General features: G+C 50.8%; 14 protein-coding genes, 1 tRNA gene and 1 pseudogene. 11 read left to right on the top strand and 5 right to left on the bottom strand.

Annotation, left to right across the window (positions count from 1 at the left end; genetic code table 11):
• The first annotated feature begins 364 nt into the window (after window positions 1-364).
• Both C8D90_RS22520 and C8D90_RS16275 read left to right on the top strand, forming a co-directional pair.
• A complete protein-coding gene (locus tag C8D90_RS22520) occupies window positions 365-586 on the top strand; it encodes a peptidoglycan-binding domain-containing protein (protein WP_115459528.1) in 222 nt (73 codons plus the stop codon).
• Window positions 587-588: 2 nt separating this feature from the next.
• Complete coding sequence (locus C8D90_RS16275; RefSeq protein WP_115459527.1) at window positions 589-1146, top strand: hypothetical protein; 558 nt, start codon at window positions 589-591, stop codon at window positions 1144-1146.
• Window positions 1147-1358: 212 nt separating this feature from the next.
• Here C8D90_RS16275 and C8D90_RS16270 read toward each other — a convergent pair.
• A tRNA-Arg gene (locus tag C8D90_RS16270) sits at window positions 1359-1430 on the bottom strand.
• Between the two features lie 258 nt (window positions 1431-1688).
• Entirely contained in the window at window positions 1689-2777 is a 1089-nt protein-coding gene (locus tag C8D90_RS16265; RefSeq protein ID WP_115459712.1) for an alpha/beta hydrolase, read from the bottom strand.
• 247 nt (window positions 2778-3024) lie between these two features.
• On the opposite strand from C8D90_RS16265, the gene C8D90_RS16260 reads away from it, so the two are divergent.
• Both C8D90_RS16260 and C8D90_RS16255 read left to right on the top strand, forming a co-directional pair.
• On the top strand, window positions 3025-3480 hold the full coding sequence (locus C8D90_RS16260; protein WP_115459711.1) for a GNAT family N-acetyltransferase: 456 nt from the start codon (window positions 3025-3027) through the stop codon (window positions 3478-3480).
• 453 nt (window positions 3481-3933) lie between these two features.
• Entirely contained in the window at window positions 3934-4332 is a 399-nt protein-coding gene (locus C8D90_RS16255; RefSeq protein ID WP_115459526.1) for a hypothetical protein, read from the top strand.
• On the opposite strand, the pseudogene C8D90_RS22515 reads toward C8D90_RS16255, so the two are convergent.
• From C8D90_RS22515 to C8D90_RS16240, 3 genes and pseudogenes are all read right to left on the bottom strand, one after another.
• Window positions 4329-4526: pseudogene (locus C8D90_RS22515) on the bottom strand (DUF4225 domain-containing protein); the annotation flags it as partial. The gene C8D90_RS16255 and the pseudogene C8D90_RS22515 overlap by 4 nt on opposite strands.
• Before the next feature lie 205 nt (window positions 4527-4731).
• Entirely contained in the window at window positions 4732-5211 is a 480-nt protein-coding gene (locus C8D90_RS16245) for an Hcp family type VI secretion system effector (RefSeq protein WP_115459524.1), read from the bottom strand.
• 68 nt (window positions 5212-5279) lie between these two features.
• On the bottom strand, window positions 5280-5798 hold the full coding sequence (locus tag C8D90_RS16240) for an Hcp family type VI secretion system effector (protein WP_115459523.1): 519 nt from the start codon (window positions 5796-5798) through the stop codon (window positions 5280-5282).
• Window positions 5799-6499: 701 nt separating this feature from the next.
• Between C8D90_RS16240 and tssB the strand changes: the two genes are divergently transcribed.
• From tssB to tssJ, 7 genes are read left to right on the top strand one after another with little or no spacing between them, the layout of a single operon-like run.
• The gene (gene tssB / locus C8D90_RS16235; RefSeq protein ID WP_115459522.1) at window positions 6500-7006 is read left to right on the top strand and encodes a type VI secretion system contractile sheath small subunit; all 507 of its coding nucleotides are present in this window, start codon (window positions 6500-6502) and stop codon (window positions 7004-7006) included.
• A 31-nt stretch (window positions 7007-7037) separates the two neighbouring features.
• Window positions 7038-8519: a type VI secretion system contractile sheath large subunit gene (gene tssC / locus C8D90_RS16230; protein WP_115459521.1), complete on the top strand. Its 1482-nt coding sequence runs from the start codon at window positions 7038-7040 to the stop codon at window positions 8517-8519.
• 6 nt (window positions 8520-8525) lie between these two features.
• On the top strand, window positions 8526-8960 hold the full coding sequence (tssE, locus tag C8D90_RS16225) for a type VI secretion system baseplate subunit TssE (RefSeq protein ID WP_115459520.1): 435 nt from the start codon (window positions 8526-8528) through the stop codon (window positions 8958-8960).
• A 7-nt stretch (window positions 8961-8967) separates the two neighbouring features.
• Entirely contained in the window at window positions 8968-10788 is a 1821-nt protein-coding gene (gene tssF / locus C8D90_RS16220) for a type VI secretion system baseplate subunit TssF (protein WP_115459519.1), read from the top strand.
• A complete protein-coding gene (gene tssG / locus C8D90_RS16215) occupies window positions 10752-11786 on the top strand; it encodes a type VI secretion system baseplate subunit TssG (RefSeq protein WP_115459518.1) in 1035 nt (344 codons plus the stop codon). The genes tssF and tssG overlap by 37 nt, the downstream gene beginning before the upstream one ends.
• Window positions 11787-11802: 16 nt before the next feature.
• A complete protein-coding gene (gene tagH, locus C8D90_RS16210; protein ID WP_230473033.1) occupies window positions 11803-13128 on the top strand; it encodes a type VI secretion system-associated FHA domain protein TagH in 1326 nt (441 codons plus the stop codon).
• Window positions 13125-13667 (top strand): type VI secretion system lipoprotein TssJ, encoded by a 543-nt coding sequence (tssJ, locus tag C8D90_RS16205; RefSeq protein ID WP_115459516.1) that lies wholly within the window; start codon window positions 13125-13127, stop codon window positions 13665-13667. The genes tagH and tssJ overlap by 4 nt, the downstream gene beginning before the upstream one ends.
• The last annotated feature ends 1 nt before the right edge of the window (window position 13668 follow it).

The raw sequence follows: 13668 nt of genomic DNA, 5'->3' as shown, positions 1-13668 counted from the left end.
TCATGCTGTGGCACAGAGTAAAATTCATTCAAGTAAAAATATCTTCTGCCAATTAATCACAAATGTGTATTAAATATTTTTTTAAAAATGGCTGGAATTAGTCTTTTAAAAGTGAAATAGCGCTATAGATTAGCATTAAATACACCAGAAAGCGCCCATCAGCCAGGTATTATGGGAAAGGTGTAGAAAATTAAATTTTATTTATTATAAAGCTCACCGGCAACCACCGCCTGACTGCCATTTCCTGCTGAAGAGGCACCTGCGAGCAGGGATAATAAAATTAATGCCTGTAATTGTTTCATTGGATTCTCCATTATTTCGCTTGATATACGCCTTTCCCATTTAGAATAAGGTTTATCCTGAAATGATTAAGATATTATTCATTAATGTTTATGATTCCATGCATAAAAGCTCAATCTTTATGCCAATGCAAACCAGACTGAGACAGCGCGGATATCGCGGGTTACGGGTTGACAATAAGTTTGGCCCTGCGACGGAAAATACGGTAAAAGCATTACAACGGAGAGCAGGCCTGGTTGCTGATGGCCTGGTTGGGAAAAATACTCGTCGCTATTTGGGAATGTAATTATGATCTTCTCTGCTAAATCTTTTGCCGCGTTGCTGGGCGGCCTGATGTGCTGGAACATGGCTTCCGCCACCGAACTGACCAGCATTTACACTTCGACAAAAGGCGGTTCCTGCGCTGAGTTGACTGGCGAACTGGCTCAGACCTATGAGAAAAGAAGCCTGGATGCGGGCCTGTGTGAAGGCGTAAAAAACTGGCGTGTATTGATTGCCATCACCGACCCCCGTTCATGGATTGAACTGGAGCAGGATAAAAAGACCCTCTGGAGTCTCGGGCAGGTTGCACTGGGGCCTGATGCCATAGGTAATTTCCCGAATATGGATGCGGAAAAAGTGGAATGGCGGATGGATAATGCCGGTCAGCCCCGGGCATTTATTTTCCGTCAATCGGCTCAGGACAGAGATAATCCGGAGAAAGAGATTTCCCGTCTTTACGTGGTGAGCCTGGCCGGCCAGGAACCGATGCTTTGCGGTATGGCGAAAACCAATGAGGAAGCGCGCCTGATGGCTGATAAGCCGGAGGCGTGTACGCAGAAATTGGCACGCTACGATATTCAGTAAACGTTTATCTTGCTGCGAGAATAGCGACGATGAGCTTAATAGGTTGGCTAGCGTTCATCGTCGTCGTTGTGTGATATTGCTCTATGCCCACAATATGCCCGCAATTGGTGTAGTCAAGTAATCGTAGGTAATGTGTGATAACGATGAATTTCGTTAAACTTGGGTTTCATGCGGGTTTGGGTAACGTGGAGTAATTGAGGGCCATATTGCAATGGCCCCGACAGGAATCGAACCTGTAACTAGCCCTTAGGAGGGGCCGGTTATATCCATTTAACTACGGAGACAGTGCGCCACATTATCCGCATGTTTTTGCCGAAGAATAAGACTCTGGCTTACCAGTTTGCTCACTATAGCGGCAGATATGCCGTAGATTTTCGTCATTTACCCGTTTTGCGTAGAGGCTCGCATCGCCATCCGAAACCCGCTTCTCCCCCCCCCTCTGTAGTTATGGCATAGTCATCTATACCATTGGGTGCGCTGAAGCGGGGTGTCGTCCCGAGCCCGGAAAATGCCGGGCTGCTTGAACAGGCGCGTGATTCCTCCTATCTCTCTTCCGCCAGAGTTCTCAGTACGAAAGGTACCGAGTCGCGCAGCGACGGATTCATGGCGGAGCTGTGGTCCAGCCCCGGATATTGATGAACATCCACCGCTGTTCCCGCCTCCCTGACGGCCGTGGCAAAGCGTTGCTGCATGGCGGTAGGGACATTGATGTCTTCGCCGCCGATGCCGATAAACACCGGATGGGCGATCTTCAGCGTGGCATAACGCAGTGCATCGGTTTGTTCATCCAATAGCTGCTGAATGGCCGGCTTCAGGCTGTTTCCGGCGTTCAGCCCCTGTTGCATGACTTCAGCAGTGAGCGGAGTGATGCACAGCTGGCGTGCCTGCTCCAGTACGGGCAGCGCCCGGGGCTGAAAGTAATCACTTGCATTCAGGCCGGGTTGCTGGTCTGCAGCGGAAAGATAGAGATAAAACGCGTAGGGGATTTTGGGGTCGCCGCTTTGTTCCTGCGTTCCACCGGCGAAGATCTGCGCCGCCGACAAACCGGGGGCGAAATACGGGGTGCCGGTCAGTACCGTGGCGCGGATATTCAGCGCTGGTGCGTATTGCGGTTGATAGCCTGCGCTGGAAAATGCCGCATGCGCGCCCTGAGACTGCCCAACCAGCACCAATTGATTACGCAACGGGAAAGCGCCCAACGCCGCCCGGGCGCTGTCCAGCACGCTCCATGCCTCTGCCCGGGCGTTCATGTAATGATGCAGTCCGGCGGAACCAAGCCCGGCATAGTCCGGCGCTACCACCGCAAATCCCAGTGACAACCAGGTATTCAGGTACTGGGCATCACGCGGCGTGCGCGGATTAAGCGATGGCGCGCAACCGCGGGCAACGCCGATGGTGCCATGAGTCCAGATCACCACTGGCCATCCGTCCTGGGGCGCTGTTCCTTTGGGCAGAAAAACGGCGGCGGTGTCCTCACGTGAACTTACGCCGTCAACGCCGCTGGTTGAGCGGTAATGGATCAGGTACTGCTCTGCGGCTTCCTGCAAGCCATTTGGCGGGGCAAGTTCTGTTTTACTGATCACCTGGCCGGTTACTCCCTGTTGTGGTGCGGCTTGTGCCGGTGTGAGCATGATAAGGGTAACAAACGCAATCGCCCAGCGTAAAAGCGGGTTGGTAGAAAACATAGTGCTCCTCTGACATCGGGATAAATCTCAAACCCGGCCGTTGTCGGGAGGGTTGCCAACGGTTAAGTGTAGTGGGGGAGCGTTAAACGGGGCCACACATTTCGGCCAGGTACCGGATGAGAATTTTCGGTACTATCAACGGCTGGCTGATATAAAGGGGTCATCTTGTTACCTTGCCGCGAGATATCTGATGATGAATCAACTGTATATCCGGGACTACTGTCCCGATGATTTTGGCGCCCTGTGCGCATTGTTTTTACGCGCGGTGAGAGAGACGGCGAGCCGTGATTATTCCCCTGAACAGGTTGCCGCCTGGGCGCAGATTGATGAATCACTGTGGCGAAAAAAGTTTTCGTGCTCAGATGTCTCCGTGGCGATTTATCAGGGGGACGTCGCAGGGTTCATCGCCGTACAAAATGACTATATCGATCTGCTGTATGTTTCGCCGGAATGCGCCCGCCGGGGAATTGCTACGGCGTTGCTGTCGCATTTGCAGCGGCAGCATCCGCAGACCCGGTTCCGGGTGGAGGCCAGCATCACCGCCAGACCGTTTTTTCAGCAACAGGGCTATTGGGTGGTGAAAGCGCAGCAGGTAGAAGTGAGGGGGAGGGTTTTTACTAACTATGTAATGCATAAGGCTTCCACATAAGGGAGAATATCAGCCGGTGAGGGGCGGGGAGATTTGGCGTTACAGAGAGTGGGGCAATTAGTATGATTTTTCCTTTTGAAAAATACTTCTGATTTCAATCTTGCCCGCCAGCATACTGAAATCATTGGCAGCAACGGGCATTCAGGTAAAAGCTCTGATTCTTTTTGTTGAAAACTATTTTATTGGCAACTCTTGCTAAAATTTTAAGAGAGGTGAAATGTCTGGCGATCTATGGGACCAGTTTATGTGTAATAAAAGAAAGTGGGAATATTAAGTTTAAAACCATATTAACGCTATTTTTCTGAGATGGCTGATAGCCTTTAATCCCTCCCGATTCGTAGGTTTTGGTATCCTTGTGGTAGGTGTCCGTGAGTTACAATTCTTGTTTTTTTGAGTCTTATACGTATAGTGTACAGATAACATATCTTTAGTGTCTTAATCAGGGAAAATATAATGAAAAGAGACTTGGGAAAAAGGAAATTGATAGGAGTATCAGGACTTTCATTAGATGATCTTTTGGCTATGCGCTGGTATTATATTTCTAATAAAAAGAAAATTTATGGTAAGGATGTAAAGCTAAATGAGTATGAATCGTTTCCTGAATATGTGCTTTTTATCTCAAAAGAGTCTTGGCGTGGTATATTATTAGTCATTGGTTTTTCATTGTTTTTTGCGGTATATGATTTTTATAAAAATGATGTGGGAATGCGTGCGCTACAGATTTTTATTTTTCTTTTCCCATTGCTCTTTTTATGCATAATGAAAGTTAATGCAGATTCTATTGGTGTGAGGTTTAAAACAGTTATGAAGCTATTCTATCTTAGGTTACTGGTTATTTTAAATTATGTCTAAATAAAATAGAAAGACTTATTAGTCCCGGCTTTATCGAAAAGATCATTTTTAATGAGTCTGTCAGGCTTTTGTACCAATGCTGAAATTTTGAAGGTAGCATAGGCAGTTACACTAAGATCACCGACAACATATGCAAGATCTCCCTCTCTTTCACTGTATCCGAGTAATGTTGCTATATATCTATAGATATCTCTTAATAGCCCCGATTAATGGCTACCTTCATGAATTAGAGGTGTCATAACTTCGAACGTATTATCTGCACCTTAGGAGGCTAATACAATTCCTGCAGATTTAAAGTGCTTGATATTAAGTTTACGTCCATGTTCGTACAAGCGATATCCAGCCAATGCCTGTATTCTCCCAGAAGCGACACCCATAGCACTGCTGGCGTATTAATTTTTAATAAACCCTGTCTTCCCAAATACTATACGCGCTCGTCCCCCCCATCACATGCTCCCATGTAATTGACGCATATTTGAAAGAGATGCTCTCCTGTGGCTGCGTCTCATTGTGTGAGATGGAGTTAGGGCAGAATAACCGGATGTCGCTGATGGTTGCGTCGGTAAGCTTCATCTTAAAGTAGAGCTCATTTCCCCCGGTTTGTGCCGTGCGGTAGAGGAAAAAGGTGCACTCCAGCTTTTCATTCTCGTTGATGGCCTGCGCCAGTAGTGGTGTGGACTTATCAATGGGCTTACGAATTTCAACAGGGTGCAGTGAGACGTTTTCACTGCGGGTCATGTGGTTTATCAACTCCAGAATGAAAATCTCGTCTTCATGCCCAGCCTGGTATTTGTTACCGATAGATTCTGCGCTGGAACATCCCGCAGAGATGAGTCCTTGCTTTTCGCCTTTCAGCGTCAGATAGATAATATTTGCCATGTCAGTTCCCTTTGAGCGTTACAAATGAAAGAGGGGGAGAACATCTCCCCCTGATATATTGCCGCCGGTTACGCTTCGATCGGCGCACGCCAGTCGTCGGCGCCGGAGGTGCCTGCGGTGGTGTGCTCCCAGGTGACTTTACGGTAAGCCAGCGATACGCGGATTAACTGCGTGAACTCAGCTTTCGACACGTCCTGGCAGTGCGGCATTTTGCAATCAATGTCGATGATCGTCGCATCTTCCAGCTTGGTCGTGAAGAAATGCTCCTGCTTGCCTTCCACCGAGGTGCGATACCAGCGCATTTCAACGGTTGGCAGCATTTCGCCGGATGCCAGCGCGTTGTACAGCAAAGGAACGGCTTTATTCAGCGCCACAGTGAAGCGGAAGGGTTTGTGTACCCGTTGGCCGGACGGTTGCCCAGACTGCGGGTCGGTCGGTACGGTAACAATGTGATCAAATTCTTGCACCAGCATTTCATCTTCGTGGCCCTGCACGAAAATGTTACCTACTGATTCTGCAGTGAAGGCGCCAGCGGTGATATTACCCTGAGTCTTTCCTGTAATCGCAATATAAGCGGGAGTTGGCATAGCTTAATTTCCTTATATTAATACCAGAGAGGTATGCTGTGGAGTTCCGTTAATTCATCATACAGAATAACGTGATCTTTCTCCCAGACAGGAGAATAAAACAACAGCACGACATTTTTATTTAACGTTTATTACAGTTGGCAGTGTGTGGGGGCACTATAAAACTTTGAGATGAAAGATCCAGCCCTGAACTTAAAATCATTAATTAATTTTTGCATAAGGATGGTTTATGTAATTATATTTTTTGCCGTCATGGCAATTAATTCTTTTAGTAATGTTATTTGCGACGTTTTATCTCGTTTTAAATGACGGAGTATTCTCATTGATCTTTTTATTTTATTGATTTTTAAAAAATATTTTCGTTCCTTAGCAATTCCCCATTAAAAAATCTTAGGTTCTCGTTTAGCGGGATGTCGATGTGGTACTCTCTTTTAAGATAGTCACAGGGATTAATTAACTAGACTAATGTCTATGTTTGTGGCTGGGCTAATGTCCGTGTTTGTGTAAGGATGGCTAATGACTCGCATGGTGTGGCAGTAGCGCATTCTGTATGACAAATAATGTGATTTGGGCAGTGTGTATGTCTCAGAACATTATTTTTGCGGATATGGATATTTAATTTCATGGCTAATAATCCCTCGCTTATCTTTCTTTAAATTAACTAAATTCTGAATCATTGTTGCCAGAAGAGGATGTCTGACATGAGTAAGGATAAGTCAAGCAGCGTCGCCCCCAAAGAGCGTATTAATATTAAATATGTACCGAATACCGGCGATCAGATTGCTGAAATCGAACTCCCCCTGAATTTGTTTGTCGTCGGTGATATGAAGGGCACGCGTGAAGACACTCCGCTGGAAGAACGTCAGCCTGTTTCTATCAACAAGAACAACTTCAATTCGGTCATGGGCGAAGCCGGGATCAGTATGTCATTCAGTGTTCCCAACCGGCTGGATGAAAAAGAGGGCGAAGTTGAGAACGACCTCCCGGTTCATATTGATATTCAATCACTTTCTGATTTTTCCCCTGACAGCGTAGCCCGCAAAGTTCCTGAGCTGAACAAACTGCTGGAACTGCGTGAGGCGTTGGTTGCGTTGAAAGGGCCGTTAGGCAATATCCCCGCGTTCAGATCGAAACTGCAGGCCTTGCTGAAAGACGAAAAGGCGCGTGAACAGCTGTTGGAAGAGCTGAATATTTTGGACAAGAAGTGATACGGGCTTGAGCTTAGAGGGAATTTCTACCATGTCATTGCATGAAGAACAGACAGCATCATTAGAACGCTCCGCCGGCCAGTTCTCTTTACTGGACGAAATTATGGCCCAGGCGCACATGCAGCCAGAAAACGACGGCTATGATATCGCCCGTCAGGGTGTTGCCGCCTTTATCGCCAATATTCTGGACTCCGGTACAAGCGAAGAGCCGATCAATAAAATGTTGGTCGACCGCATGATCGTCGAGCTGGATAAGAAACTCAGCGCGCAGATGGATGAAATCATGCACGCGGAGACGTTCCGTACACTGGAGTCTTCCTGGCGTTCGCTGAAGCTGTTGGTCGATCGTACCGACTTCCGTGAAAACATCAAAATTAACGTATTACACGCGACCAAAGATGAGTTGCTGGATGATTTTGAGTTTGCGCCGGAAATCGTCCAGTCCGGTTTCTACAAGCATATCTATTCCGCGGGTTACGGGCAGTTTGGCGGTGAGCCGGTTGGCGCGGTAATCGGCAACTATGCGTTTAAAAACACCGCTCCGGACATGAAGTTGCTGCAATACGTGGGCGCCGTGGGCGCGATGGCGCATGCGCCATTCCTGTCGTCGGTGGCTCCGGAGTTTTTTGGGATTACCAGCTTTACCGAATTGCCGGCAATCAAAGAACTGAAATCGGTTTTTGAAGGCCCTTCCCACACCAAATGGCGCTCGCTGCGTGAGTCGGAAGATTCTCGCTATATCGGCCTGACGGCGCCGCGCTTCCTGCTGCGTCTGCCGTATTCCCAAACGGAAAATCCGATCCGCACCTTCGGCTACGAAGAGAGCGTGCATGAAAGTCATGAGAATTTCTTGTGGGGCAACACCGCATTTCTGCTGGCCAGTTGCCTGACGGACAGCTTTGCCAAGTATCGCTGGTGTCCGAATATTATCGGCCCGCAGAGCGGTGGGGCAGTGCACGATCTTCCTGTGCACCTGTATGAGGCGATGGGACACACGCAGGCGAAAATCCCGACGGAGGTGCTCATCACCGACCGGCGCGAGTTCGAACTGGCCGAAGAGGGTTTCATCACGCTGACCATGCGTAAAGGCAGCGACAACGCGGCCTTTTTCTCCGCCAACTCTATCCAGAAACCGAAGGTGTTCCCCAATACCCGCGAAGGGAAGATGGCGGAAACCAACTACAAGCTGGGGACCCAGTTGCCCTACATGTTCATTATCAACCGCCTCGCGCACTACATCAAAGTGCTGCAGCGCGAGCAGATCGGCTCCTGGAAGGAGCGTCAGGATCTGGAACGTGAACTGAACATGTGGCTCAAGCAATACATCGCCGATCAGGAAAACCCGCCGACCGACGTACGCAGCCGTCGTCCGCTGCGTGCCGCGCAAATCAAGGTGCTGGATGTCGAAGGGGATCCGGGCTGGTATCAGGTCACAATGTCTGTACGTCCGCACTTCAAATACATGGGGGCCAGTTTTGAGTTGTCCCTGGTAGGGCGCCTGGACAAGGAGTAAGGGAAAATGGCTGGGCTATTGAGCTGGAGGCGCGATCGTTCGGCCAGTTTATTCGAGCGGATTCAGGAGCGGGAAACGGGATTCTCCGGCTATTCCCGCTCCGGGGATCTACTGGCGTCGATTAAGCAAAACCTGAATCAGGTGTTGAATTCGCATCCGGGCGGAAGCCAGAGTGCGCCACAGTTAGGGGTCATCGATCTTAACGATGCCACCGCCTCGTCCTCGGATTTTCGCCAGGCGATTGAAGACGCTATCCGGAATTGCATTATTCATTATGAGCCACGTATTTCCCGGGTGGACGTCAGCGCAGGACGAAGCGACGAACAAGATCCGCTGACGTTGAGCTTTCATATTCTGGCGCATGTTGATTTCGATGACATTGATGATGTGGTCGAGTTCAACATCCATCTGGATAACCATCAGCGCTATCATCTGAGCTAGAAACAACATGTCATTTGAGAAATATTTCAGAGACGAACTGGATTATTTGCATCAGGTTGGCCGTGCTGTCGCGCGCGAAAAACCGCATCTGGCCGCGTTTTTATCGGAAAAAGGCGCTGATCCCGATGTTGAGCGCCTGTTGGAAGGATTTGCGTTTTTATCGGGAAACCTGCGCGAAAAGATTGACGATCAGTTTCCGGAACTGACCCATAGCTTGCTGAATATGCTGTGGCCCAACTATCTGCGGCCCACGCCCAGCATGACCATTATGGAGTACGCCCCGGAAAAGAACATCATTACCGGAGCCACGCAGGTAAAGCGCGGAGCCGAGTTGCTCAGCCGCCCCATCAGGGTCAGCTCGGGCGATGGGCTGGCGTCCGACCGGGATGCGTACGGGCAGCCGCAGTGTACTTTCACCCAATGTCGTGACCTCTGGCTGTTGCCGATCGCGCTGGAAGATATCCGCCTCAACAACAGCAATGAGCTGGCTATTCTCAACGTAGACTTTTCCGCCAGCGGTGAAATCAGTGTTAATGAGCTGGAGCTCAACAAGCTGCGCTTTTGGTTGGGGGACGGCAACTATAGCAGCTATCAGCTCTATTTTTGGTTCAGCTATTATTTCGCAAAAGCCGAACTGGTGATCGGGGAAGAGGTGATCCCGTTGCCTGATTTCGACTTTGTCCCCCTGGGGTTCGGCCGCGATGAAGCGATGCTGCCCTATCCGAAAAATGCCGCGATGGGATACCGCATCCTGCAGGAGTATTTTTGCTTTCCTGAAGGGTTTTTATTCTTTGATGTTCAGGGTGTGCCCCGTTTGCCGGCAGAGATGCATGCTGAACAGTTTTCGCTGCGTTTCTATTTTTCCCGTCCGTTCCCTCCTGAGGTAAAAATCCGCCGGGACTCACTGCGGCTGCATTGTACGCCCGCCGTCAATTTGTTCAGTCGTTACAGTGAATCCATTTTGCTGGACGGGACGCAGGCGGAATATCCGCTGCGGGTCAGTTACCGGGAACCTGATTTCTACGACATTTTCTCTGTCGACAAAGTTGAAAGCTGGCTGAAAGGCAATGATCAGGAGCACGGCCGTTCCCGTGGCGCTTTGCGCAGCTACGCGCCGTTTGAGAGTTTTCAACATCAGGTTGAATATACCCAGGGCCGGGAAAAACTTTACTACCGGGTACGAACCCGTCCTTCGCTCTTCCGCCCGGGATTAGAGCATGGCATTTCTTTTGTGCGCAGCGATGAGACGCAGTGCATTCTGAGCGATGAAACCGTCTCGGTTCAGTTGACGTGTACCAACCGGGAACTGCCTACGTTGCTGCGGGTCGGCGATATCGACACACCGGCGCGTGACAACCCGTCATTTGCCGCATTCCGTAACGTGACGCGCCCCACTGCGCCACTTTATCCGGTACTGGATGGCAGCCTGCATTGGTCGCTGATCTCCAATATGTCGCTCAATTACCTTTCTTTGCTGAGCAAGGATGCATTGCGCCAGATTTTGCGCACCTACGATTTGCCCGCTATGCATGACCGGCAGGCGGCACGCGCTTCGCAAAAGAGACTGGAAGGGATCTCGCGTATTGAAACGCGTCCGATCGACAAATTATTCCGCGGCGTTCCCATCCGCGGGCTGGAGTCCACATTGTGGCTGGAGCAAGACGCGTTTTCCTGTGAAGGCGAGCTTTATCTGTTCAGCACTATCCTGGCGCGCTTTTTCTCGTTATACGCCAGTGTTAATGCATTTCACGTTTTGAAAGTCGTCAATGTGAATAACAAGGAGTGTTATGAATGGCCGGTGCAGATAGGTCAGCACGCGTTGATTTAGCGCGCGAGAAGTTGGCCGCCGGTGCAGGGCGTTACAACTTTTATCAACTGGTTGAACTGTTATCCCGGAACGACGGGGAAAGCGCTCCGGCCTTTGCGGCGAATGCGGAGAAAGAGGCAATACATTTCCTCTCGGCTGCCAGCATTGCGTTTCCGCCGCGCGATGTTATCTCGCTTGAACAAAAGGGAAATACACAGTGGCAACTGACCGCCTCGTTTATGGGGCTGCACGGCAGTCAGTCACCGCTGCCGGGCTACTACCTGGATAGCCTGGCATGGGAAGAAGCACAGCAAAGTGGCCGGCTGACGGATTTCCTTAACGTTTTTAACCACCGTTTACTGACGCTGTTGCACCGCATCTGGCGTAAATACCGCTACTACATTTGCTTTGAGAACGAAGGGCAGGACGCATTCTCTCAGCGCATGTTCTCGCTTGTCGGGTTAGGCAGTGCTGATGTCCGGGAACAACTGCAAATCAACCACAGCAAGATGTTGGCTTATGCCGGGCTGCTGGCCAGTCCGGGGCGTTCGCCCGACGTTATTTGCGGCCTGATTGCGCATTGCTTTGAGTTGGATGACGTCACGCTGCACGGCTGGCAATTGCGCCACGTAAACATTACGCCGGAACAGCAAAATCGCCTGGGCGGTGTACGGCGTTTCAGCGGTAAACGTACGGCCGGCAGATCGCTGCTGGGAGAAAACTTCTCCATCGGTGCGCGGGTGCCGGATCGCAGCGGAAAGTTTCTTTTGCATATCAATGGGCTGTCACGCCAGCGTTTTCTTGATTTTCTGCCCAATGGCGACAGTTATCTGCCGTTGGTGATGTTTATGTCATTTATCCTGCGCGACCAGTTTGCCTGGGATTTACGGCTGGGGATCGCACAACAACAGGTTGGCGGCATGACATTAGGCGTAAAACAGAACGCGCTGCTGGGCTGGACCTGTTTCTTGGGGCAGCCGGATGAGCGGCCTGAAGTCACGATTTGTGTCAGGGAGTGAGGGAAAGAGGAACTGAATGATGAATAACACCGGGCAACACCGTCCTTCACTCTTACTGCGGGTGAACAATAGCAACCAACTGGAAAGCGGCTGCGATGCGAGCCATCTTTTCGGGCCGGAAGGCGGGAGCGTCGGCAGCGGCGAACAAAGCACCTGGCGCATTCAGGACAGTACGCGCGCCATTGCCGCCGCATATTTCGATATCGCCTGGCGTGATGACGCGTTTTGCCTGCGGGCGCAGGATAAGCCGCTGTTGCTCAACCAGGCGCCAGTCGAGAAAAACATCGGCTTTGTCCGTCTGCAGCAGGGCGATGAGATCGGACTCGGCGGCCTGGTGCTGAAAGTGTTTATCAGCCTGACCGGCGGCGAGATCCGCGATCCGCTGCAGGTTACGCCGGAGTCTCTGGTGACGCACTACAGTAATCCGCTGGAATCATTGCTGGAGGACGGCGGTAAACGCGCCGCCGGCGACATTGCAGCGCCGGTTTTAGAACCTACGGTCGCAAATAGCTGGTCGCAGGATCCGCTCAAGGTATTGCAAAACGAGAACCTTACCCAGCCGGGAATGACCGCCACAGTGGCGGATAACGACGCCGGGAGCTTATTACAGGGCGATGTGTACCGTGCCGCCCTCGTCACTACCCCGCTTTCCGACAACGCCAGGGATCGAGCCATGGATCAGGATTTTATCGAGTTACCCCAAATCAGTAATTACCTCGCCAGCCAGGATACCCGCGCCGATCGGGAAGATATGTCGCAGCGTCATGTTGCGGTCACGCCCTTGATACGGGGTCTGGATGCGCCGCTGGCGATGTATGACAGCCAGCAGGCGAACGATTTTCTTGAGGAAGCCGGGCGTACGCTGCAGGCGACAATCCGGGGACTGCTTGCCTTGCAGCGCCAGCAGGATGCGCTGTCGGATAAACATTTACGTCCGCTGGAAGACAACCCGCTGCGTCTGCGTATGGACTACGACTCAACGATCAACGTGTTGTTTGCCGAAGGGAAAAGCCCGGTTCACCTTTCTGCCCCGGAAGCGGTGGCGGAAAGTTTGCACAATATGCGGCTGCATTATCAGGCGAATCAGCAGGCCATTACGGAAGCGCTGTCGGTAATGCTGGAAGCCTTTTCGCCACCACGTCTGATGGCGCGTTTTGCCCAATACCGCCGCAGTGCGGAACGCGACGAGATGAGTCCGGCATGGGCGTGGAATATGTACTGCAGCTACTACCAGGAGCTTGCTTCCAGCCGCCAGCAGGGTTTCGAGAAGTTGTTCAATGAAGTCTATGCGCAGGCTTATGACCGTGCATTGAGACAAGGACAGTCGGAGAGCAAGGAATGAAGCTAAGCCACCCCCTGTGGGGTGTTCCCGCGTTACTCCTTACCGTCATGCTGCTCAGTGGCTGCGTGATTGGCAAGAAGGTCGGCAAAGTGTTGATGAATCCGGACATTCAGGTCGGTTCACTGGCCGATCAGCCGTCATCCGTCCGGATAACGCTGCTGGCGGAGCCTGATATCAACAGAAACGAAAGCGACGAGGCGACGCCCGTCAACCTGCAGGTGATCTATCTCAGTGAAGATTCCAGGTTACTGGCGACCGACTTTGATCAGCTCAACGATGAAGACAGCGACCTCGCCAAAATTCTGGGCAAAAACTACATCGACCATCAGGACTATACGTTGCTGCCCGGCCAGTACAAGCCGCTGGACCCCATCAAGCTGGAAGAAGACAACAAGTACATTGGCGTCGTGGTGTATTACGCCGATGAAAACATTACCGAGTGGAAAAAAATCATTAAAGCAAAGGGCATGGGGCATGTTTATCACCTGCTGATCCATGTGCGCGCCAAGGATGTCGATTTACAAAAAGAGGAGGATTGAG

Source organism: Enterobacillus tribolii, from assembly GCF_003363015.1.
Classification (GTDB): Bacteria; Pseudomonadota; Gammaproteobacteria; order Enterobacterales; family Enterobacteriaceae; genus Enterobacillus; species Enterobacillus tribolii.
The sequence above is the reverse complement of the archived record's forward strand: the minus strand, read 5'-3'. Positions and strand labels throughout refer to the sequence as shown.

What these genes read in the sequence shown, in the direction of transcription:
- tssB (WP_115459522.1), top strand. Translation starts at nt 6,500, where the DNA reads ATGAGTAAGGATAAGTCAAGCAGCGTCGCCCCCAAAGAGCGTATTAAT.
- tssF (WP_115459519.1), top strand. Translation starts at nt 8,968, where the DNA reads ATGTCATTTGAGAAATATTTCAGAGACGAACTGGATTATTTGCATCAG.
- tssE (WP_115459520.1), top strand. Translation starts at nt 8,526, where the DNA reads ATGGCTGGGCTATTGAGCTGGAGGCGCGATCGTTCGGCCAGTTTATTC.
- C8D90_RS16275 (WP_115459527.1), top strand. Translation starts at nt 589, where the DNA reads ATGATCTTCTCTGCTAAATCTTTTGCCGCGTTGCTGGGCGGCCTGATG.
- tssC (WP_115459521.1), top strand. Translation starts at nt 7,038, where the DNA reads ATGTCATTGCATGAAGAACAGACAGCATCATTAGAACGCTCCGCCGGC.
- C8D90_RS16260 (WP_115459711.1), top strand. Translation starts at nt 3,025, where the DNA reads ATGAATCAACTGTATATCCGGGACTACTGTCCCGATGATTTTGGCGCC.
- C8D90_RS16245 (WP_115459524.1), bottom strand. Translation starts at nt 5,211, where the DNA reads ATGGCAAATATTATCTATCTGACGCTGAAAGGCGAAAAGCAAGGACTC.
- C8D90_RS16255 (WP_115459526.1), top strand. Translation starts at nt 3,934, where the DNA reads ATGAAAAGAGACTTGGGAAAAAGGAAATTGATAGGAGTATCAGGACTT.
- C8D90_RS16240 (WP_115459523.1), bottom strand. Translation starts at nt 5,798, where the DNA reads ATGCCAACTCCCGCTTATATTGCGATTACAGGAAAGACTCAGGGTAAT.
- C8D90_RS22520 (WP_115459528.1), top strand. Translation starts at nt 365, where the DNA reads ATGATTAAGATATTATTCATTAATGTTTATGATTCCATGCATAAAAGC.
- C8D90_RS16265 (WP_115459712.1), bottom strand. Translation starts at nt 2,777, where the DNA reads ATGCTCACACCGGCACAAGCCGCACCACAACAGGGAGTAACCGGCCAG.
- tssG (WP_115459518.1), top strand. Translation starts at nt 10,752, where the DNA reads ATGGCCGGTGCAGATAGGTCAGCACGCGTTGATTTAGCGCGCGAGAAG.
- tssJ (WP_115459516.1), top strand. Translation starts at nt 13,125, where the DNA reads ATGAAGCTAAGCCACCCCCTGTGGGGTGTTCCCGCGTTACTCCTTACC.
- tagH (WP_230473033.1), top strand. Translation starts at nt 11,803, where the DNA reads ATGATGAATAACACCGGGCAACACCGTCCTTCACTCTTACTGCGGGTG.